This is a genomic window from Methylobacillus gramineus (genome assembly GCF_020532675.1).
GTDB lineage: Bacteria > Pseudomonadota > Gammaproteobacteria > Burkholderiales > Methylophilaceae > Methylobacillus > Methylobacillus gramineus.
Genome location: NZ_JAJAVE010000003.1, coordinates 156,207 through 178,931 on the forward strand (window position 1 = coordinate 156,207; position 22,725 = coordinate 178,931).

Annotated in this window: 16 protein-coding genes and 1 tRNA gene; 1 reads left to right on the forward strand and 16 read right to left on the reverse strand. The window is 53.0% G+C overall.

Translation table 11 applies throughout. The features are described 5' to 3' along the window. From LG201_RS11300 to LG201_RS11335, 8 genes are all read right to left on the reverse strand, one after another. The gene (locus tag LG201_RS11300) at positions 1-2,142 is read right to left on the reverse strand and encodes an ATP-binding protein (RefSeq protein ID WP_226772309.1); all 2,142 of its coding nucleotides are present in this window, start codon (positions 2,140-2,142) and stop codon (positions 1-3) included. 129 nt (positions 2,143-2,271) lie between these two features. After that, positions 2,272-3,333 (reverse strand): response regulator, encoded by a 1,062-nt coding sequence (locus tag LG201_RS11305; RefSeq protein ID WP_226772310.1) that lies wholly within the window; start codon positions 3,331-3,333, stop codon positions 2,272-2,274. A gap of 366 nt (positions 3,334-3,699) precedes the next feature. Further along, entirely contained in the window at positions 3,700-4,878 is a 1,179-nt protein-coding gene (locus LG201_RS11310; RefSeq protein WP_226772311.1) for an MFS transporter, read from the reverse strand. Positions 4,879-4,967: 89 nt separating this feature from the next. After that, positions 4,968-6,059 (reverse strand): porin, encoded by a 1,092-nt coding sequence (locus LG201_RS11315; RefSeq protein ID WP_226772312.1) that lies wholly within the window; start codon positions 6,057-6,059, stop codon positions 4,968-4,970. A gap of 156 nt (positions 6,060-6,215) precedes the next feature. Further along, positions 6,216-6,289: transfer RNA gene (locus LG201_RS11320), tRNA-Gly, on the reverse strand. A 51-nt stretch (positions 6,290-6,340) separates the two neighbouring features. Beyond that, a complete protein-coding gene (locus LG201_RS11325; protein WP_226772313.1) occupies positions 6,341-7,339 on the reverse strand; it encodes a hypothetical protein in 999 nt (332 codons plus the stop codon). 129 nt (positions 7,340-7,468) lie between these two features. After that, positions 7,469-7,675 (reverse strand): CsbD family protein, encoded by a 207-nt coding sequence (locus LG201_RS11330; RefSeq protein ID WP_226772314.1) that lies wholly within the window; start codon positions 7,673-7,675, stop codon positions 7,469-7,471. A 153-nt stretch (positions 7,676-7,828) separates the two neighbouring features. Further along, positions 7,829-11,359, reverse strand: a complete 3,531-nt coding sequence (locus LG201_RS11335) for a glycosyltransferase (protein WP_226772315.1) — start codon at positions 11,357-11,359, stop codon at positions 7,829-7,831. Between the two features lie 265 nt (positions 11,360-11,624). On the opposite strand from LG201_RS11335, the gene LG201_RS11340 reads away from it, so the two are divergent. After that, the gene (locus LG201_RS11340) at positions 11,625-12,326 is read left to right on the forward strand and encodes an FkbM family methyltransferase (RefSeq protein ID WP_226772316.1); all 702 of its coding nucleotides are present in this window, start codon (positions 11,625-11,627) and stop codon (positions 12,324-12,326) included. Between the two features lie 76 nt (positions 12,327-12,402). Here the strand turns inward: LG201_RS11340 and LG201_RS11345 are convergent, their stop codons facing one another. The 8 genes from LG201_RS11345 to LG201_RS11380 all read right to left on the reverse strand — a co-directional run bounded on the left by LG201_RS11345 (position 12,403) and on the right by LG201_RS11380 (position 22,595). Next, positions 12,403-14,364 carry a hypothetical protein gene (locus LG201_RS11345; protein ID WP_226772317.1) on the reverse strand — a complete coding sequence of 654 codons (1,962 nt, stop codon included), beginning with the start codon at positions 14,362-14,364 and terminating at the stop codon, positions 12,403-12,405. Positions 14,365-14,402: 38 nt separating this feature from the next. Beyond that, positions 14,403-15,368 carry an O-methyltransferase gene (locus LG201_RS11350; RefSeq protein ID WP_226772318.1) on the reverse strand — a complete coding sequence of 322 codons (966 nt, stop codon included), beginning with the start codon at positions 15,366-15,368 and terminating at the stop codon, positions 14,403-14,405. A gap of 84 nt (positions 15,369-15,452) precedes the next feature. Then, entirely contained in the window at positions 15,453-16,301 is an 849-nt protein-coding gene (locus tag LG201_RS11355; protein WP_226772319.1) for an FkbM family methyltransferase, read from the reverse strand. Next, the gene (locus LG201_RS11360) at positions 16,288-17,046 is read right to left on the reverse strand and encodes an SDR family NAD(P)-dependent oxidoreductase (RefSeq protein ID WP_226772320.1); all 759 of its coding nucleotides are present in this window, start codon (positions 17,044-17,046) and stop codon (positions 16,288-16,290) included. Before LG201_RS11360 ends, LG201_RS11355 begins: the two co-directional genes overlap by 14 nt. Continuing rightward, positions 17,043-17,981, reverse strand: a complete 939-nt coding sequence (locus LG201_RS11365; protein WP_226772321.1) for a phosphoglycerate dehydrogenase — start codon at positions 17,979-17,981, stop codon at positions 17,043-17,045. The genes LG201_RS11360 and LG201_RS11365 overlap by 4 nt, the downstream gene beginning before the upstream one ends. Beyond that, entirely contained in the window at positions 17,978-18,685 is a 708-nt protein-coding gene (locus tag LG201_RS11370; RefSeq protein ID WP_226772322.1) for an acylneuraminate cytidylyltransferase family protein, read from the reverse strand. Before LG201_RS11370 ends, LG201_RS11365 begins: the two co-directional genes overlap by 4 nt. Before the next feature lie 20 nt (positions 18,686-18,705). Next, positions 18,706-20,373 (reverse strand): MBL fold metallo-hydrolase, encoded by a 1,668-nt coding sequence (locus LG201_RS11375; protein WP_226772323.1) that lies wholly within the window; start codon positions 20,371-20,373, stop codon positions 18,706-18,708. Further along, positions 20,370-22,595, reverse strand: coding sequence for a glycosyltransferase family protein (locus LG201_RS11380; RefSeq protein WP_226772324.1), 2,226 nt, complete (start codon positions 22,593-22,595; stop codon positions 20,370-20,372). The genes LG201_RS11375 and LG201_RS11380 overlap by 4 nt, the downstream gene beginning before the upstream one ends. Positions 22,596-22,725: the final 130 nt, after the last annotated feature.

Consider the following 22,725-nt stretch of genomic DNA (forward strand, 5'->3'; position numbering starts at 1 on the left):
CTAGCTGGAGGCAGCCTGTCGGCTACTGAGGTAGTCGTTGATGGCCTGCTTGGCTGCCTCGAATTCGCTTTCCAATTGATCCAGGAGAATGGTGCCGCGGAAACGCAGCTCCTCGGGACTGGCTTTGTCCATGAGGTCAGCTTGTTTGCTGACGGTTAGTGCGCCTATGCTTAGACTGTTACCCTTCAGTGCATGACAAAACTCATGCAGCTCACCGTAACGCTTGGCCGCCAGGTTTTGCTTGATAAGCTTAATCAGCGCGCCACAGTCGCTGATATATTTGTTGAGCAGGCGCGGGACAAACATACTGTCCTTCCCCCCCAACATTTCCAGCTCCGACAGCGTTGCGCCGGATAGCACATCATTGTTTAACGTTTCCTGTTGAGGACGCGCATCTTGCCTGGCATATAGCTGGGCAACCTGGCTGGACACCGGCATGCTGCCATTGAGATTGGCAATGGTGTCAAACAACAGCTTGGTTTCAATCGGTTTGGTCAGGTAAGCGTCAAAACCTGCTACTTCCGCAGCTGTCTTTGTTTCCACAGTGGCATCGGCGGTGAAGAGGATGAACTTGGTGTCAAGATCGTCTGGACGCAGGAACCGATAAAGCTTCAAGGCATCAATGCCGTTCATTTCCGCCATATTGAGATCGGAGATCACCAGGTCAAACTGTTCCAGCTCAAGCTTGTCGAGCAACTCGTCTGCATTGTTGGCCACTGACACCTGATGGCCGGGCAATTGCAACAACCTGACGATAATGGTCTGGTTGGTGGCATCGTCTTCGCACACCAGGATTTTGAGTGATTTATCGGTTGTTTCCAGCCTGTTTTCAGCAGGCTGGAATGGGAGGATAGGTGCTGCCCCCATCGTTTCCAGTGTGAGGTCGAACCAGAAACGACTGCCGACATTGGGCGTGCTGTTCAAGTCGAGGTGACCACCAAGCGCTTCCACCAGGCGTTTCGCAATGGTCAGTCCCAGACCGCTGCCGCCATATTTGCGGGTGGTAGAAATGTCTGCCTGGGTAAAGCTTTCAAAGATGCGTTCGCGCTGTTCGAGAGAGATGCCCAAACCGGTATCGATAACCTCAAAGCGATAGGTGCTGTGGTGTTCTGTGCTTTGCAGCGTATGTAACGCCAGCGTGACCGAGCCGCGCTCGGTAAATTTCACGGCGTTGCCTACCAGGTTGGCGAGGATTTGCTGCAACACGTAAGGGTCGCTTTTGACGCGCGCTTCATTCACATCAATGATTGTCCCGAGAGTAATCCGCTTGTTGAGCGCCTGGCCTTTGAATACTTCAACGGTTTGCTCCACCAGCTCACGCAGCGAGAGTTCGATCTGTTCTACCTGCAGCTTTTCCTGCTCAATTTTGGAAAAATCCAGCACATTGTTGAGTTGGGCCAGCAGCAGTTTTGAGGAGCTTTCCAGCGTACGCAGTAATTCATCCTGGTCACTGTTGAGCCGCGTGTTGCGCAACAGGGTGCTGATGCCGATGATGCCGTTGAGCGGGGTGCGGATTTCATGGCTCATATTGGCCACAAAGCGTGTTTTTGCGTGGTTGGCCACCTCGGCTTTTTGCCTGGCTTCTTCAATGCGGGTGATCAGGGTCGCTACATACAGCGGCAACGCTACCAGCATGAGCAGCAGGCTGTAACTGATGGTTTTGTGCTGTAGCCAGAACGGATTGACGTTGATGGTGTAGAGAAAGCCGACCACGCTCAGTATCTGCGAGTGAATCAGGTACTTCTTGCCAAAGCGGAAACCGTTGCCAAACGTGACCCAGAGATATACCCCTACCAGGATGACGCCCATTTCACCGGTCGTGGCCATGAACATGGTGGGCAGGCCGATATCCAGCCACGCACCGGATAACCTGCGCAGTTTAGGGTGCTTTCTGGTGAACAGAATCAGGCCGAATAATACAAATGATAACAGCTGGAATACCACGGTCATCGTGATGGCGAGCGGGAAGGTATTATTGGCGTTATTAAGCCCGGTTATTTCCCGGTAGACCAGGAAAGAGATAAATGCCAAGCATAGCCAAATGCGGATTACGGCCTGCTCAAGCTCCAGCGGGTCGCATTGCCCACGTAGAGTCAGCCAGTATTGCCTGATCCGCTTGAAAGGTTGTATGAATGACATCATGCTGGTCAAATTTTTAAAAGGTTGGAAAGCACCACAATGGCATTGCCGCTCACAATCGTCATTGATGTTGATATAGGTTGCGCTCAGATCACGTGATATTCAAGCCCCATGATGGCGCAGTGTGCATGCTTATGAGGCGTGACGGTTATGGATCTCCTCAAATAGTACGCGCACATCGGGGATCAGCTTGATCAGCTCAGGATCAAAATGTTTGCCACTTTCTGCATACAGATAATCTATGGCACTTTCCACGCTCCAGGCTTCCTTGTAGGGACGGCGGCTGGTAAGGGCATCAAACACATCAGCTACTGCCACAATACGCGCAGACAATGGAATTTCATGTCCCGAGATGCCGTATGGATAGCCAGTGCCATCGTATTTTTCATGATGGGCCAGTGCAATTTCGCTGCCCTTTTGCAAATATTTGGATGGGCTACCCTGCAGAATTTCATAGCCAATCAGCGGGTGCTGCTGCATGATTTTCTTTTCTTCCGGGGTGAACGGGCCCTGCTTCAACAGCACACTGTCCGGGATGCCGATCTTGCCAATATCGTGAAGTGGCGAAGCCAGTTCAATCAGCTCGATCTCATCATCAGGAAAGTCCAGTGCTTCAGCCAATACGCGGCTGTAAAGTGACATGCGCAATAAATGCTGGGCAGTATCGTAATCTCTATATTCCCCGGCACGTGCAAGATGCATCAGGGTTTCTTTCTCGCGCATGAGAATATTCTCAGTGGCTTCGCGCACCATACTTTCCAGCAGGCGGCTTTTATCTTCCAGGCTGAGTCTTTGTTGACGCAAGGTGATGAGGTTTTTGCAGCGTGCCATGCATTCATGCATGTCTACCGGCTTGGTGAGAAAATCGGTGACGCCAGCATCCAATGCGGCATAGCGAATTTCCACATCCTGCTTGATCGTGATCATGATGGTGGGGACGGATTGATAATCCGGCAAACGCGTGATTTCATTAATGAAACATAGCCCATTCATGCCGGGCATTTCATAATCTACCAATAGCAGGTCTGCTGTGTTCTCCTGCGCCCAGAGCAAGGCTTCGGTGGGCGAGGAAAACTCGAAAGTTTTGATGCCGCGCCCGAGGTTCCTGACGATTTTCGACAGGATTGAACGGCTGACGGCTTGATCATCCAATATCAATACCTTGGCGGTATCGACGAGGTTGAGATTCTTCATAAACACCTTAAATTACTAGTCCTGGGGGGGAGTTGTATTGCCTATTATAAATAGGTGTAGTCCCCTACACTTATATACATCGGTCTTGCAGAGATTCAGTCTCATTAGCATCATAAACCAGAGACTGGGTTTTGAATAACAACAAGCCAGCTATTTACACCTATTTCAGCATTAATGCCTTGATATAGTTAGCTGAAAAATTGATATCAGTCCGTACTAATTCCACGGTCTGCGCTAATCACACCTGAGATAAGCATGGCTGTTATCCCTGCATGGACCTTACTGCTCAAATCAGGTTGTATTTTCTGCTATGCCCGTGCTTGTCAGTAGAAAACAGAACAACGTGTTTGGTGATATCTAGATCGTTTAGGCATGGTGGCTGTGTTTGCCGGGAGTAACGGCAGGTGCCAGGATAAATGCCAGCCCGACAAAAAACAGTACTACCAACAAAGCATAGCGCAGGGTGAAATGTTCCCCGAGAAAGCCCAGCAAGGGCGGGCCGACCAGAAATGCTACATAACCAGCGGTTGCCACTAGGCCTACCCGCGCTACCGGGTTATTGCCGGTATCACCGGCGGCCGAGATAGCCAGAGGAAATCCAAGTGAGGTTCCCAGTCCCCAAAACAGCACCGCAGTGGCCGCCAGATAGGGATGATCGGCAAAAATCACCAAGCCGATTCCGATCACACCCAGCAGTGCGCTGGTGCGGACTACTGACGCGCGACTGAATCGGGCCAGAAAGAAATCACCGGAGAAACGCCCCAGTGCCATCATGCCGGCAAACCCGGTATAAATCATGGAACCAGTCGCGGCATCAAAACCGTGATCATCTACCATGAGCAGGGGAATCCAGTCAGTAGCCGATCCCTCCGCCAGTGCCATGCCGAGCACGATCAGGCCTATGCACAACAGTTGTTTATCCTGCCATATTGATGGTTTGCGGGTATCCGCTGCTTGAGTGCAGGCAGAGTGTTGCCCTAGTCCAGGTGGAATAGCCCTGAGCGCCCATAGTGTAGGAGGCAAAGTGGCCAGTGCGGTGAGAGTTACATGCCAGCTGACAGGAAAGGCAATGCTGCTCAGGCCGATGCCGATAAGCCCGCCAATGAAGGTGCCCAGGCTGAACCCGGCATGCAGATTGGACAGTGCAGGCTTGCGCATGATGCGCTCCACTTCTGCACCTTCCACATTCAGTGCGATCTCGCCTACGCCGATGCCAAGCCCAAACAGCATCAAGCCAGCTGCAACCCCTGGAACCAGCTTACAGCTCAGGCCTGCACCCAGCAGCAAGAGTCCCGATAGCATCATGAGCATGCCAGCCGTGATTACAGCTTTGGTACCCAGCCTCTCCACCAGTTTGCCTGAGCTGAGAATACCCGTCATGGCCCCAATGGAAATGCTCAACAGTATCAGACCCATCTCTGACAAAGTGACTTCCAGCTGATCGCGGATCGCGGGAGTACGTGTGACCCAGGAGGCGACGGCAAGTCCTGTCACCAGGAAAAACAAGAATAAGGCGCGACGGCGCTGGAGCGGGGAATCAGTCATGGGACTCAATAATTGGCAAAATACTTAGTGGGTGGAGAACGAGGATTTTCCACTTTGAATGTGACAGTGGCTGCCAGGGCAATTGCCCATTAAAAACTGATCGCCAGGGCGGTGACGGCCATGAGGTTGCCGGACGTGAATGTGTCATTGCCTTTCATGAAGATGGCATCCGGGCTATTAAACTTTCTTACCTCATTGCGCCACAGCAGATGCGGTGAAATCCGGTAATCCACATTGAAGGAATATCCAAATACCTGAAAGCCATCTGGCGTACCCGTGCTCACAATCACTCCGTGCTTGTCCTGATAATACTCAGCCCTGGCGGCCAGGCTGAGTTTATCGGTGGCGCTATAGCGCGCGATTATCACAGGCGCAAACCATGTGTGGTAACGGCTGCTGCCTTTTTCTACTTGTTCTGCCCCTATATCGAGGCCTGCAATGACGCTCCATTGACGGTCGAGCTGGAATTGCCCGTACAGGTTATGAAAGTAACGCATCTGCCGCTGTTGGTCTGATTTGTCATTGCCAATCAATGAGCTGCTGTTAACAGTTACCCTGTCATTTGGCTTATAGGTCAATTGGTGACCAATCGCAGGCGTTGTATTGCCGTCCGCTCTCTGGATGCGTTGCCATCCATTCAGCAGCAGGCCGCTGATCATCCATTTTCCATCTGCAGAGGTGTAGGAAAGTTTTGCCCCAGTCTCAAAATAAGGCGAGTTCTCTGCGACCAGGCTGCGCGTGACAGTCCAGTTATCTTTGCCGATGGCACTTTCAAAGCCAATATGCGAAGGCATGACACCGACATCCAGCCAGAGCTCATCAGTGTCCGATAACTTGAAGCCGAGGTTTGCCTCATAGAGATTATTCAGCAGGCCAGGCTCTGCAGCATAGTTGGCGCGCATATAGGTGCCCGTGGCAATGCCAAGATTGGCCCTGAATCTCTCTGTGCTGATATTGGCATGGATGAGCGCCAGATTGATACTGGGTTCATCCGCACGATTGTGGCTGTATATGAACTCGGGACGTTTGTTGTTGGCGGGCTTGTTGAAGTCACGCAGATAATAGGCTTCTGCATATCCACTGATGGTGAGTGGATGCTCGCTGTTGGTTTCCCCTGCCTGTGCCAAGCTGGTGATGCTGATGCCCAGCAGTAAAGCGATGAGAGGTAATAGATAGTTCATGTACTTGTGCACTCTTTGGGTGCATCACAATAGCATGCCGCGACATACTCGCCTACCGATGACATCGGGACACGCAGGAGTGTAATCCAGCAGCACATATGTGACTCAACTTGTAGGGAGTAGGCGTGTTGGAGGCGAGGTGACATGGTGATTGACTGGAGCGGGCGACGGGAATCGAACCCGCGTATGCAGCTTGGGAAGCTGCCGTTCTACCATTGAACTACGCCCGCGCAGGCCGCCATTATACTCATTTATTCTGATTCAGCTATCTACTAGCCATTTCAGGCTGGTGCTCCTTGAGTGAGTGCTGGCCCAAACATCCTGTGATAGCGTTCGCGCATGGTGACGCTGCCCTGCATGCCGCCTTGATGCAGGTACAGCCAGCCCTGCCCGATTGTCTCGCGGTTTTCCAGCAGGTTAGCCCAAGCGACCACGTCATACAGCAGGTCAAACTCAATGCCTGTTTCCACCTCCAGCTCTGCCTGCAGTTGCCACAACTCACGATGGAGCGCCCCGAAATGATAATGGCGGCTGCCGGTAAGAATTTGGGGTATTGGATGTGGGGGGTGGGCATGCTGCGCTAGTGAGCTAAATTCTGCTTGCAGATAGGCGGCATCCCCATATACCGGGGTAGTGAACACATCCATGCCTTGCATCGCTACTGCCAGATGAAAAGCGCTGACGCCAGTCCCAGAAGGAAGAAATACGCTACTGATTCCCAAGCCTGTTGCGACATGATCAATTTCCGCCGCAAGCAGCTGGAAGCCATGCGCCACTGAGGCATGGTGAGCGCCTTCGCCAAACACCAGGTCGTCTTCAGCAGGTACAAATGTCTTGCGTGTCATGCGGCGATAAAGCTCGCTATCCACATGCATGTGCATACCGCGCTCCAGCGCCAATGCCAGATTGCCTTTAGGCCTGGCTTTGAGCTCATCCGACAGATAAGGCAGTACGTAATGGAATTCCGCGCCCATCAGTTGTGCAAGTGCACTCAATGCCAGCATGGCATTGGATTGAGCCGAACCGTGGCTCCATAGGTTTTTTGTGGGTGACAGGGAAGACAGGTTTTGCAGGTGATACGCCAGCTTATACAGTTTGTTGCCTTCTATTGCAGAGAAGTATTCAGCAGGAATACCTTGGCAAAACGCCGGTGCAGGTGTGGTCTGGACGATTCTGCTGCCTGCAAGTATGGCAGGTGAAAGCAGCCGGGTTTCTATACGCAGGATGAAATTGATACCGGAAAAACTGCAATTGACATAACTAAAGCTGGGGGGAGACATAGATTGAATCAATCAAAGATACTGACTTCTCATGGTAAGCAAAAGCTGCACCACCTGCCATAAAAAAACCGGCCACATGGGCCGGTTAATGGGAGTATGACTAGAGGAGAATCAAATCACACTATTTGACTAGTGTTTGGTACAGCTGTTATTGAAGGATTCGATCTGCTTTTCAGCTTCTTCCTTCGAAATGCCATAGAGCTCCTGCAACTTGCCTGACAGCATTTCGCGGTTACCCTTGATCTGTTCAAACTGATCATCTGTCAGCTTGCCCCATTGCTGGCGAACCTTACCTTTGAGTTGCTTCCAGTTACCTTCAACTTGATCCCAATTCATTGTGTGCTCCTTAGCAGTGAGTGAAAATCTGGTGATTGATCGTCATGCGATTCACCATGAAGCACATCATAAAGGGAGAGTCGTGGTCGGACAGTCGGTAGCTCACTGAACTGCATGTCAGTGTTCGCTGACATAACCTCATAACACATCCGATCAATGGTTATCTGGCATCCATGCCCTGCGCCATGTTTCCAGATTTGCTCCCGCCAGCATCCATTTGGCATGGATAACGCGTTGCAATTCGTCACCGGCCCTGGCTGTGGCATCGAGGTCATTGATGTGCATGCGGATGGCATCCACCCAGTCGCGGAAGCGGTTTTTAACGCGCGTAACAGGCAGATTATCTTCCTGGTAACAGCGTACATCGCTGCAAATGACAGGGAAGCCGCAGGCACCATATTCCAGCAGACGCAAGTTGCTCTTGCACTCGTTGAACAGGTGCTGCTCAACCGGTGCCAGCGCCAGGTCCAGGTTCAGCCTGGCCAGGGCTGCCGGATATTGACTGATGGGGAGACCTGTATGGTACTCATGTACATAGGGCTGCAATTGGATTGGGCACATGCCAAAAAATACCCATTCAACCTCATCAGCCAGTTCCTTGACGACATCGATAATCAGTTCCAGGTCACCGGTATGGCTGTCTCCCCCGGCCCAACCAACCCGTGGTTTGGCGCTGGTGCGGCGCTTGCCCTGCAAGTCCTTCCACCAGGCCACAGGCAGGAGGTTCTTGATCACGCGGATATCCGGATGCATGCCAGCAAGAGCTTCTGCCAGCGCCGGGGTGGAGACGACAAAGCGGTCCACCAGGCTCAATCCACGGCGCATGGTTTTGACGATGTCCTTGGGCATGCGCTGGCGATGTATGCTCCTCATAGGCAGATTGGGCAGGTAGTCATCCAGTTCATAGACCTTGAAGGCCTGGGAAAAGGCGTGGATCCTGCGCGTGGATTCCAGGCGATCCTCTGAGGTAGGCTGTTGTAGCACAATCACATCGGGTGCAAAGCGTTCCAGTTCAGCTGGGGATAGAAACTGCATGGACAGCGCACCGTCCACCACACCCGCATCACGCAAAGCAGTCAATGGTTGAATAACCCGATAATGACCACAGCCTGCCGCGTCTGAATGGTGCGCCAGCAGGCTTGGTAAAGGACGCCAGGATTGCAATGGCCGCCAGGACAAATAAGATTCGGCCAGCTTGAAGCCTTGTTCGTTATGTAGCGAAAATCCTGGGTTGTAGGCCGGATCACGGGACAACACGGGCAGCCAGCGGGCATACATGGCATCTTCTTCCTCTGCGCTGGCGCTGGTGGCAGTCGGCATATCCATGAGTAGCTGCACACGTGGTGTCCAGACATTGAGAAAGCCAGCCTGTTGCAGTTTCAGGCACAGGTCCACATCAGGCCAGCGTGAGAGCAAGGGCTCTTCATCAAAACCGCCTGCTTCCAGAAACAAATCCCGACGCAGCATCAGGCATTCACCGCTGAGGGCGGAATAATTCTGGTCCACCTGCAGGCGTTGCATATAGCCGCCATCCTCGTGGGAGAACCCTTCAAACGCGCGTCCAGTTGGGCCATTCAAGCCTAGCAGCAGCCCTGCATGGCGGATTTTGCCATCAGCAGACAGCAGCTTGCTACCGACGATGCCTACTTCAGGGCGCTGGCCATGGTTGAGCAGTTGCTGCAGCCAGTCCTGGCTCAGGATGCCAGCACCGGCACCCAGCCATAGCAGGAAATCCCCTTGGGCCTGTTGAGCGGCCTGGTTACACAATGTGGTATGAGAGAGCTCACCAGTAAAGCGCAATACACGCAGCTGTGCTACCTCCATGGCTTCAATACCAGCCAGCCAGGTGCAAACGTCGGCTGCGTGATTGCCATGGTCCAGCAACAGGACTTCATAGTGCGGGTAGGTGGTGTTTGCCAGCAAGGTGTCCAGGCAACGCTGTACCTGAGAGAGCCTATCCTTGACGACGATCATGATGCTCACCGCAGGTTGTTGCGGGTGACCGTAATGGATGTCGTAGCATCTGGGCAGGCGGCTGGTGATTTGCGGCTGCTCATAACCGCGTGCCCTTAGATGGCGTTCAATCACCATCTGTTCTTCTGTGTGCTCTTCCAGCAGGAAAGAGTTGCCTGTCAGTAGTGGTTCGCTGATGTGGCCGATAGCGCTTGTACCATGTTGCTCGATCAGGCGCAGCTGATATTCCAGCTCAAAAGCCTGTGAAAATTCGGTATTGAATCCGCCATGCTCCAGCCAGGTTGTCCTGCGCAACAGCCAATGCGGAGACACGCTTGCCGGAAAGCTGAGCAGGAGGTCGAGGTTGAAGTCTGGCCGCAATATCAGCCCCAGTTCATCATCCTCCAGCCGCACCAGTTCATCGGCATAGGCCGCATGGCAAGTGTCAGGTAAGGTGGCGAGCTCCAGGGCGGTGATCAATAGGCCGCTGGGCATGAATTCGCTGCCAGCTTCCACCAGCAGTAGCCAGTCTGTTTCCAGTCTTGCCACCTCTTGGTTGATGACATGGAGAAGATGACCCTCGCTGAAAGTTAGCACCCTCGCCTGCTGTTGAGTCGTGGGCAAGGATGATGGTGTCAATACCGACACTTCCAGATTCTGATAGCGATTGGTATCAGCAAGGCTGTTCAGTGTACGTTCAATCGCCGCTGGGTTCCCTGTTTGGTCAATCAATAAAATGGCGATGCGTGGCCCGCTATTGAGGGATGACAGGCGCTGTGCAATCAGGGGATGTTGCGCAGCGCTGGGCACACGTGCTTCCAGCCATGATGACAATGGCACACTGCCCAGGCCTGCTGCCCGGTGCAGGGCCGCCAGCAAGTTCACTGGTTTGAACACGCGCGCCTTGAGGCGGGTGATCGGTGCTACATTCACCAGGCGGTTATCGCCAGATGAGCGATACCAGCCAAGGTCGCGGATAGTCTGGCGAAAATCATCATGTCCCTGCCGGCCTATCCCGGGCTGATCTCGTCCGACCTGGCTGAACTGTGCTTGCGATACCCGGAACTTGGTCAATGGCTTGGCGAGGAAAGCCAGGTTGCCTTTTTGCAATAATTTGGCATATAACGCTAAGTCACCGACCCAGGAAATTTCCTTGCCATTGAGCGACATCAGTTGATCTGCAATCTCCCGCAGGTCCTCACGCCGCGCCATGATGCAGCTGGGCTCGCCAATAAAGTTGATGGTGTGGTCACCGAGAAACGACACCAGCTCCTTGCCATCCAGCAGCACATCTCCAGAAAAAGGGAAGCAGGTCGGCAGAATGTCGGGCAATGACTCGCCATCATCATCAATCCGCAGGCGTCGAGAGGAAGCCAGGGCAATATCTGGCTCGTTTTCTATCACTGCAGCCAGTTCGGCTACGCATGCAGGATCCAGCACATCGTCGTCGTGCAGGAACTTGATGTATTTTCCTCTGGCGTGATATATGCCCATCGCGGTGTTGGCACGCTCTCCAAAACGATATTCAGTCTTGAAATAACGAATGGGGAATGGAGAGCCCGCCTGTTCCTGTTTTACCAGTTCAGCGATATGTTCATCTGCACTGTCATCGTAGATGACCAGTTCTAATGTCGGATAAGTCTGGGCAAGTGCACTGTGCAACGATTGCTTCAAATACTGTAGCTTGTAAGCTGGCATGACGATGCTGACCAGCGGAAATTCACTTGCCATTCCTTACCACCTTTTTGCGATTCAATATTAAGATTTGCTTCGAAAATTATACGCTGTGCAAGATGTGCTTTATTGTCTGAACAGTCGGGATAACACCCGGTTAATATCTGAATTGTGCTTATGCTATCTAACTGTTGATATCCCACCTTCATATGTAGCAGCCAAGTGCTGCTAAGATAATATACACGGCGGCTGAGTATATATAATACGTGCGCACCCCTAATAATAAATGCTCAACAGGGCACAAACATGGAGTCATCATTTTATGCGCCACCCGAGCAAGACACATACCTTGGAAAAGATTAAGAACATTGGCATGCCGATAGGGACCATTCTTGACGTGGGCGTGTTGACAAGAACGACAGAGCTGATTGCGGCCTTTCCAGACAAGCATCACCTGCTTTTTGAGCCATATCCAGGCTGGAATGAAAAAATATCCCATCATTATCGGGAGATTTCCCATGACATCATCAATATTGCCGTTTCCGATCAGGACGGCACTGCCACGCTTGAGCTACGATCAGTCAATCCAGAATATGCAGTTACCCATACCGCTATCGTAGAAGAGCCAGAGCCTGGACGCCAGAGTATAACGGTGCCCATGTTCAAGCTGGATACCGTGTTGCTTGATCATCAAGTGCACCCTGCCCCCTACCTGCTGAAAATTGATGTCGATGGGCATGAAATGCCGATCCTGAAAGGGGCGCAAGAGACCTTGAAGCAATGCAGTGTCGTGATTGTAGAGGCCTCCATCAGGAGCTTGATGGAGCGTGCGAAAGCCCTGGAGGCTGCTGGATTCACCTTATTCGATATCGTGGATATCTGTTACTACGACAATTATCTCTGGCAGGTGGATTTGGTGTTTCTCAACACGCAAATGATGATTGATCACCAATGTGGCCTGCAATATCTCCGGCCATACGATTTCGTGAATAAACTCCAGGCCTTTATCCCTGAAAATTACTGATCGGTAACCAGTTCCCCTGCATTACCCACAGCAGGTAAGCTTCCATTGCTTCCTGCTTTGGGTACGATGATATTGCTCAAGAAGGACTAATAAACACCTCAAGCGGCACGAAAGGGAAAATCGCTTCATCAAACAATACGGACTGCGGATTTGAGTTGATCACGACCGAAGGCCAGGATTGAGCCTGGCTGTCCCTGGCAATGTCTCGGAATGCGCTGACATGCAGCTCCTGCCCTGGATTAGGGATATTGTATTTATCGCCTGCCTGCTGATAATCATCAAAGAAATAATTGGGATTGTGCTTGGGGGTTTCGGCGATGACCAGCTTCACCCCACCTGCAGATTGGGCTTCGGGGATGATTTCGACATAGCGTAAATCCACCCCCAGAATGGCGATTTCCGAATAGCCCAGATGTGCACCGTAACGCACTGCAAAGGCGCCTGTTGTGACGATGCCATTGACTGGATCCAAGCCCTTGATGGGGATGGAAGACTGGAGTTTGAGGCCACGCAAAGAGGCTTTCTTGGGTAGTCCACGGAATGATTCAAGGAAGAAAACATTCTGTCTGTCCCGCAGGTCGGGATAGTAATTCAATATCTTGCTGAGTAAAAAAGCGCTCCTGACTTTGCCGGACACAATCATCTGGTGGATGGCGCTGGCGTGTGTCTCGATCAACTGGTCGTCCAGGCAGACATAGTGATCCGGATACCAGTTGATACGGTCCCAATGGCGATAGGCCGCATTCATGCCTATCGTATCAACGCCAGATAATGAGTGAAGATCAACGTGCTTGAGCGAAGGTCCATTTCCCAGTACCACCAGTTTGTTGGTGCGACGCATCCCTGAACCAGTTTCCTGCGTATGTCTTGTCGCCTCTGATGCTTCCAGTGCTTCAATACGGCGGATCAGGCTGAGACCCCCTGAGCGCAGGAATGACTCGTGGGGTAATGTCCTGCCCCAAGTCATGACAGCGGAATAGTCTCCCCATTGATCCAGCGTTTCCCTTGCATGGTGGTGGGCCATCACGGGGATATGGGCGACAACGGGAGCTTGCCGCTCGGGTGTCAGGGTCTGCTGCCAGAATAAGGGCGAGAGGAAATCACGGAAATGTATTTGCTGATAGGCCTGCTCAGAAAACAATGCCCCTGCGAGCGGGATCAACGGCTGGTAAAACAGGTAAGCGGTTTTATCAAACCATTCTGCTTCTTGCAGGATTTCAGCGTTGATGCCGGCAAGTATCAGGTCTTCATTGGAGGAAAGGATTTGATAGCTGCCCTGCTGGCACAGGGTGGCGGCCTGCCCGGTAATGAGCGTCAATGCTGCACGCTCCTCTTGTGCAAAGCTGGCAGTTGGGGAAGTGGTCTTGTAAAGCAGACGCCTTCCCTGGCTCAGTGTATGGAGTTGCTCAGCGAATTCATCACAATGGAGCAGCTTGCTATCAGGCTTCTGCAAGGCGCTGTCGTAAGGTGTCTGGGCGATATAGATCAGGCTGTCATCAAGATTGTCGAAATGGAAGCTACCCTCTTCTTCCAGTTGTGCCTTATGCATGCGTACATTGGCAGCCAATGCGGCTGCCTCAAGGCGGATTTCTTCATGCTTGACGGCATGGATGTTGATCCTCTGGAATATGTCCGCACTTGAGGATCGTATGGCGATGTAAAGATCGCGCGCAAAGCGTAGTGGGGATGTCCTGACATCAATGAAATCGTAAGCGCGTGCTTTGCATGCTTGTGCCAGCCATGGTGGCATATCGATTGATAGCACCAGGGTGTCCGCAGGGATGTGCGCAAACAGATAATCGACGGCGGCCTGGGGGATATTCCATGGTGTGCGTTGCGATCCTGCGAGCGTAATAAACTGTTCAAGATCAAACCCTGGCAGCAAGCCCGATAGCTTCTTCCTGATGGTGGGTGGATAGGCAATATCAATATGACAACCCTGCCGGATGGGTTCGCGAATCAGGTCCAGCATGCCGTGCTGTCGTGACAGCCTGTTGTTGAACAAATCTGGCAGGCAGATGATGTTGGTGATGCTCATATGAAATTCAACTCTCGCTCTGTTGGTATCGCCTGTTTCTATTCACTGCGCTTGAGCAATGCAGCCCGATTGCGCGCCTCGATGACTTGCAGCCCATGCTCCAGTAGCCAGGGCATGGCGGTGGTGCCCTTTGCTACCCATTGGTCATTTTCCAGCCAGGTATCATCAAAGCAGACCAAGCCATCGGGGGCTAATTTTTCATCCACAGCATGAGCGCACTCCAGGTGCATTTGATGACAAGCAGCATCGCTGATGGGAGCGCCCAGCATCTTGATATAACGGCTTTGCCTGAGTTCGGAATGCATACCGTGGTCAAAGTCATAGGCATCAAGGAACAGGAAATCGAATTCTGCTGGATAATCGCGAAGATAATCCTCACCCTTCATCGTGATGGCTTCAAATGGCATCCCCAGGCGGGTAAACATATCATTGGCCATGCGCGTGTTATGCGGGTCCATGTCTACCGTGATGAAATGCAGGTCATGTGATCGGCAAAATTCGGCAAGTATTTTTGTGGAGCCCTGGCCCGGAACATTTTCCCGTACCGTGCCAATTTCAATCAATACCCGCTTTCTTCCATCGGATCGTTTGCCGATCTTGTGCAGGTTGTCATGCAGGTGATTCAGCAATACATCATGACCATGCTGGATGTTGCGCTTTCTGTGTGCATTTTGCTCTACATATCGCTCAAGCAAGGAGCGTTTGTTGCCCTCTTCCAGGTGTAAGCCCGGCAGCTTTTCAATATAGTGGCGACACACTAGGTCCAGGGCTTCATCAGTCTCTCCCAATGTGACCAGGCGCTGGATCAGCAAAGGGTAATGATCCGTGTTGACGGCTGCGAGGTGCTCTCTTGCCATCTGCAGGAAACCGATGGCTGCCATGCGGTTATTGATGTGCTTGAACTCATCGGAGAGCGCGAGATAAAACAGGAATCTCTTTTTTTCATCTAGTGCATCACTGAACAGTATGGTATCCACCGCCTCAAGCACATCTGTGCTTGTCATGCAGTGTTGCGCCAGATCTATACATTGTGTGGGCAATGTGGGTGTGTGGTTATTCAGCATAGGTCTTGGTCCATGGAGGTTGATTTAGCGCTCTGGACGCGGGCGAACCAACAGATCCACCCAGCCAAGCCCATCCTTGTTCAGTGAGATGACATGTGCGAGGAACGCTTCACGCTCATCCTGTGTCACGGGGTAAGAGAACAATGCATCGATGCCGGGAGTGCCAAATGGGATGCGCTCAGTAAACTCTGCAATCTCAAAATCACATTCGTCCTGTAACCAGGCCAATAATGCCAGGGGATCGGTACCCTGGGATTGCAGCCAGTTTGGGGCAAACTCCATTTTGATGATCCAGTCGTGATGCTGACGCAACCAGGATTCACACCCACGCAACACGTGATATTCAAATCCCTGGGTATCGATTTTGAAAAATGTTTTCCCGGTGATCCCGTGTTCGTTGAGTACCTGATCCAGTGTCACCATGGGCAGAAAGGTTTTTTCCCAGCCATCGATATTGACGCGGTTATCCAGGCTGAAGGCCGTGCTTGCTTGCTGTTCCATGCCGACGATGGCATTGATGATCTGGATATTGTCCAGTCCAAGGTGACTGAAATTACGGCGCATGAGTTCAGCCAGGCGTGGATCGGCTTCCAGGGCAATGCAATGCAGCTGTGGCGCTGCACGATGCGCCAGGATCGAAATCAGGCCAACGTTAGCGCCCACATCGACGAACTGCACAAACCGTTCATCCCGGATAAAGCGATAAAGCAGTGATACCTTTTCCTCAAAAGTCTTTCGCTGCTGATACCAGGTTGCGTCATATTTATCAGCCAGCACTTCCAGAGGAATGCCTTCAAGATTGATATGATGGCTGAGGATGTGGCGAGCGAATGGAAGGGAGGCGTGCATGGATGTGTCTTCAATCTGGGTCATGTAGTTTTCCTCGAATACCTCCATCCAATGCAATGCAGCTGCCATTGGCAAAGGGCAAAGCGTCGCTGCATAACATCAAGGCCAGCCTGGCTACTTCTTCCTGTTGCCCGATATGGCCTACCGGGTGGTATTGCTGTAATGCGACCAGACCTTCTGGATTGTCGCTGAAGCCAGCCTTCAACATCTCGGTATCAATGGCTGCAGGTTCAATCGCATTGACCCGGACACGATCACCCAGGTCCACCGCCAGGGCTCGCGTCATGCCACTCAAGGCGGCCTTGCTGGTGGCATAGGCTACAAAGCGCTGCTTGGTTTGGGCGGCATGAATGCTGCTGATATTGACTACCGCCCCCCGTGCCGCTTCCAGTTCTGGCAACAGGTGCTTGATGAGCATGAAAGGGGCGCTCAGGTTGACATCCAGCGTGGTTTGCCAATCTGCATCACTCAGCTCGGCGGTATCGGCCAGGATCTGGATGGCGGCATTGTTCACCAGACTGTGCAATGCGGATTGTGGCAATGCGGTGCGTACTTCCGCGAGAAAGTTGGCGGCGTAGTCCGGCTCTCTTACCACGCGTATCAGGTCGGCACTCAACCAGGTGTCATCACTGGCTAACCATGCAGGCCGTGTGCCGATGTCGGTTGCAATGACGTGGTAGCCATCGCTGTGGAAAGTCTCCACCAGCGCACGGCCGATGCCGCCTGCGGCTCCTGTGATCAGTACATGGCGCTGCGGTGCGGCACTCATGGTGCCTTCACTCCCAGAAAGTCCATGAGCTTGTCGATGGCGATTTCACTGGTGCGTACCACGGCATCTGCTGTGTTGGATGCATTGTGGGAGCCGAAAATACAGCGGGGATGGGAGCGCAATGAGGATGTCGAGGGTAATGGCTCCACTTCGAACACATCAAGCGCTGCGGAATAGACCTTACCGGAGTGCAGGGCGGCTTCCAGCGCAGATTCGTCAATAATCGGCCCGCGTCCGACATTGACAATCCTCACACCATGCTTGGCCTGTGCCAGTGTGTCTGCATTGAGCATATGGCGGCTGCTGGTATTCAACGCGCAAGTGATGACGATAAAGTCTGCTTCTTCCAGGCGATCTGGCCAGGTAGCACGCTGTACTGAGGCCAGTTCGGGAACGTCGGCTGCGCTGGGGTCGTAAGCAATCACTTGCATGTCAGAGGCCAACAGGCGGCGTGCCGTATGCCTGCCTATATCGCCAAAGCCGACCAGCGCCACGGTTTTGCCTGCCAGCGAGATACCGCGCGGTTTGGGCCATTGGCCTTGTTTGACAGCGGCATCAATCTGGAAGGTTTCACGTGCCAGGGCAATCACATACCCCACCGCAATGTCGGCAACTTCACCACCAAACATATTGGGGGTGTTGGTGATGGGGATACCCAGCTCCTTGCAGGCGGCGAAGTCGACGTTATCAACACCTATGCCCCATTTGACAGCAGCCTTTAGCTTGCCTGCCTGGCCAGTCAGGAACACCTCGCGCGTGGCTGGGTCATCGCCGATGATCCAGCCGTCATGCTGAGGCACGATGTCTTTCAGTTCTTCCACCGACAAGGTTTGGACCACCTTGGCCGCAGTCAGCTCCACGCCATATTGGGCAAAACGTGGGCGGAAGGCGTCTATCATGCCCAGCATGGGCGGGCAGGTCACCAAGATTTTCATTGGACACCTGCTTTCTGGTTTTGCAAATAGTGGGTGGCAATCACGGCAAATTCCCAGTCTTCTTGATCGTCTATATCAATCGATTCTATGCGAGGCCCTTCATACATCATCGGTTTTTTGCCGATACGGGCCTGGGTCCTGGCAAAGCTCTCTGCGGTGAACAGGTAGAGGTTGGAGTTTTCCTCAAACCAGGGTTCCAGGTCCTGGGTGCGGATCAGGTTATCCGGGTCATGGTTGACCGCACTGCCATCAGCGCGGTAGAAGCGTGTCTGGATCTTGTCCACGGTAAACAGTGAATCTGCTTCGTCGTTTGCCAGCTTTGCCTGGTAGGCTGCCAGCGCCTTGCGTATGGTTTCTGCTGACATTAACGGGTTGGTGGTATGCGTCATCAGGTAGATATCCGCGGGCACAGCGGCGATATCATCTGCCAGGACCAGGTTCATGCTGACAAGGTCGCCGCAGATGTCCGGTTTGCGGTCACGGATGCGGATCTTGCCGCCGTCTACCAGGCCATTTTCGGCAAGGATATCGCGTGCGTCGGTGTTGATGATGATCTCGTCAATGTCATCGACGGACAGCAAGGTGTCCAGAATCCAGCGGAATAGCGGCTTTCCGCAGAATTCACGGAAATTCTTGCCCTTGACGCGCACGCTATTGGCTTTCATCGGTAGCAACGCAATGATGCGTGGCTTGGAATTGCTCATGTTATTGGCTCACAAAAAAATTATTGAGGGTAAAAGTATTTTTCTTTTTCGGCACGCGACATCCGCCTGTGCTCATGGTTGCCCTTGTAGGCACCCCAGTACTGGTTGAGGCGGTAGCAAAACACATCCAGGATGCTAATTTTGATACCGCCACGCCATGCTTGCCGCACATCCTTGAAGAAGCTGCTCAGGATATAGCGCACGGTATCCAACAGGCCTACATGCAGCTGCGGCATGATTCTTTGCAAGGCGATCGCTTCTCGCTCAAACCGCCGCCTTACCTGTGGCCAGTTTTCATCATGATGGTGGTATACCGCCGCTTCCGCAATATATCCTACCCTGCCGTGATCTCGGGTCAGCCTTTGCGCCAGGTCCATATCTTCCAGCCCGGTCAGGTCTTCGTCAAAACGATATTGTTGCCAGGCCTTGCGGGATAACGCGGCATTGGCGTTGTTGCAAAAGAAACCGGCCTGCGGTAATGCTGAGATTGCGGGGAAATATTTGGCAAAAATACGTTTTTCACTGAAGTGGCTCTGTTCCCCTCCCAGTTGTTTTCCGTAGGCATAGTCTGCACGTTGTTCGAGGATGGGTTGGCACAGGGTTTGCAGCCAATGTGCGTCCGTGGGTACGCAGTGTCCGCTGATGAATACCAGGATATCGCCCATGGCGGCCTCACATCCGCGGTTCAGCGAGCGACCAAAGGAAAACTCCTCCCGCGTGATATGTTGGATGCGGCAGCCGTACCGCTCTGCAATCTGCAAGGTATCATCTGTAGAGCCCGAATCGACCAGGATCACTTCATGGCTCCAGTCATTGAGGGTCTGGCTGGCAATGCTTTGCAACACTGATTCCAGGTGGCGGGCTTCGTTCAGGGTGCGGATGATGATGCTGGCGCGTACCTTGCCCAGGTTGATGCTGGTCGGGCGCAGCAGCAGGTCAAAGCCGGGGTTCAGCTTCTGGTGCAGCAGGCGGATTTCATCCGGGTCCACCGCATTGATGGAAAACATGTCCCAGTGCACTGCCACCACCTGACGTACGCCGATTTCCTGACCAAACTGGAAGGCCTCGCGTATGGACATATTGCCGATGATGCCACGCCTGCCGCGAAAGAAATTATGTTCATTTACTGGCAGGAAGGCCGTGTGGAGCGGAGCAAGCCGGGCCAGGGCATCAATGATCTCCTGCTTGACCATGGTATCACCGGCGACATAGAGCCTTTGCCCGGCATACTCCAGCACAAAACCTACACAGGCCAGGTTGCCTGCTTTGTCCCGCACCAGCTCAGGGTGCGCTGCCGGGATGGCATGCAGGCGCAGTCCTGTTGCGCCCAACGCCTGCCATGTTTCCTCTGCAAGCAATAATCGGTCATCAGCAATACCCCATTCTGCCAGTAGCTGAATGACGGGAGCCGGCCCGACAAAGCGTGCCTGCGGCGATGCGGCGGCCAGCTTGGGCAGGGTGTGCGGGTCGCAATGATCGATGTGCGCATGCGTGATCAGCACCCAGTCAGCATCCCTGACTTCTTCAGGCAAGATGGGGATGGGTAATAAACGATCCAGGTCAGGCGCATCCAGTTCCTGGACCGAGTTAGACAGGTAAGGGTCAACATAGACCGTGCAGCCGGCAAAGCCTAAGCGGCAGCCAGATTGGCCCAGCATTTGAACGGGGACTCGGAGCGAGGCGGTCATCGGCGCAATATCTCCCCTATCATGTGGCACATGTCATCCAGCACCTGTTGAGCGCTTTTGCTGGCGAGGTCTCGATGGATGATGGCTTGTCGCTGATAGCCAAATAACGGGTAACCCAGGGCCTCGAACCGCTCGTGCTTGATGAGCAGGTCGGCAATATGACCGCCTTCCGGGCCAAAACCTGACAGCTCCCACATGATAAACAGATCCTGATCGATGGCATCGGGTATGCGGGCCAGCTCTGTTGCAGCGCTTTCCAGGTCACCATGCTGGATATGAATGGTGAGGATGGAAAAAGGTGCATGTGCATGTTGCTGGCCCCAAGGGCTCGCACCAAGATTGAGGAATATGGTGGGCATCACTTTGGTACTGCCTGGGCCGCCGAGCCAGGCGGTTTTTTTGTTCAAGGCCTGCAGATTGTGCAGACTGCTTGAATATGCGGCATGTTGTGCGTACTTGCGCAGCAATCCGCTGGCGCATGCCTTGATATTATTCTTCAGGTGTTGCTGGCCGCGCTGGTCTGAATAGTCACGCAGCTTTTCGTCCCTGTGCAAGGTGCGCACCGACAGACATGGATTCCGGACGCTATAGCCCTCTGTGCGCAGCAGTGCTGCAATCGCGGTATCGCAGCCCAGGGTGCCTATCAGTACCGATGCGAGCTCCGCTGGTACTGAGACGGGGGTGTCGAACACGTAGCAATCATACGAGAGATAATTTTTCTCGAAATGGCAGCGGCCATTGGGCGTCCATGGTGACCAGGGCGTGTGCGGTTGCAGGCTCTGCAGATATTCGCCTGTCGACGTTTGGTTCCAGCGTGTCAATGCATAGATGGGAGAGCCATCGGCCGCGCGGCCTGTGGTCAGGTCATGCACCGCCTGTGTCGGTAGCAGCATGTCCGCATTGACGATGGCAGCTGTCACCTTGCCTAGCGAATTTGCGTAATTAAACAGGGTTTGATAGTGCGGGCGTGCAAAAATCGGAGAGAAAATTAATTTGCCGCTGGCCAGCAGTGATCGGAGTATCTGGACTTCTTCAGCATTCAGGCTATTTTCCAGGGCAGCAACCGGTCCTTCAAGCAACACATGCAGATGAGAGATGAGCGGAATACGGCAATTTTCCAGCAGGATCTCTGCGCAGTTTCTTACTTCATCTGCGGCGCCCTCGGTGCGGAAGGTCGTGATCAGCACAAAAGGGCGAAGTGCTGGAGGATTGACGATCATGGGGCTATGGGCAGGAATGCCATCCACCTGCTGGGTGTCGCTGTCATGTGGATAGGCAATGCCGAAACATTCACATAGTGCAAGCAACACAGAAGGAGCACTATCTTCCAGCCCAAGCTGGATAGCCTGATGCATGATGTTTTGCTTGAGGCCTGGTGCCAATTGCCCAGGCTGTGTTTTCAGGTTGATACGGTAGTGACGGGCAACCTGTAGATGGATTTCATCCTTGATGGATTTCACCAGCCAGGTGTTCAGAAATGCCACCAGGCCAGCACTCTCCATCATGGAACGGCATACCTGGGTGTGATCACTGATCAGACTCCAGATGAACAGGGAAAATTCGCGTAAACGTCTGGCTACCCTGAGCGGAGGCACTCTGTAATCTGGTGTCAGGAGGGCGAGTTGCGATGGCGCATATATCCAGCCAAGTACATCCCGTATGGCGCTATCGTGCTGCTGGTGCTCGGTTGCCAGAGTGCATGCCTCGATCACTCTATGTTGGGCACCGCAGTGTTCGACGTAGTGAGATACGGTTCCGGTACTGAGTATCTTGGCAAACAATAGCCAACCTTGATACCAGCCTGGTACCTCGGACTCATGCAAAGACAGGCCACGAAACAAAGCGGTTTCTCCCATTACCCCACTGAGATGAATCGGGTTGACGGCAGCGTCAAATGCCATTTCCTTGGGACGCGAGATTGTGGCGCCAAGATCGTTGCCTTTGTCGTCAATCAGTTTGACCGGGCTATGCACCAGCTTTGCCTCGGGATTCTGCTGCAAATAGTCCAGGCGGGATCGTAATGCGTCGGCCTCAAAAGCGCCATCTGACTCCAGAAAGGCGATATATCGGCCCCTTGCCTGCTGGATATCGTCGCCAATCAGTATTTCAAGATGCTCTATACCTTGCGCATGTACTGATGCGATGGCCTGCGGGAGAAAGCTGGACGCTGGGGAGCCCAGTATGATCACTGAGATGAGGGGATGGGGGGATGGGCTCGTCATGTAAGTGATGCCTTAATGGTTGTAGAAGTATATCGGCTCATCTAACGGATGTCGTATACGGTTTTGTCTGCTACATCGGCACTGGCGCTGATGGAGGAGGTCATGGCAAATCCTCTTTCGGGCTGGCCTG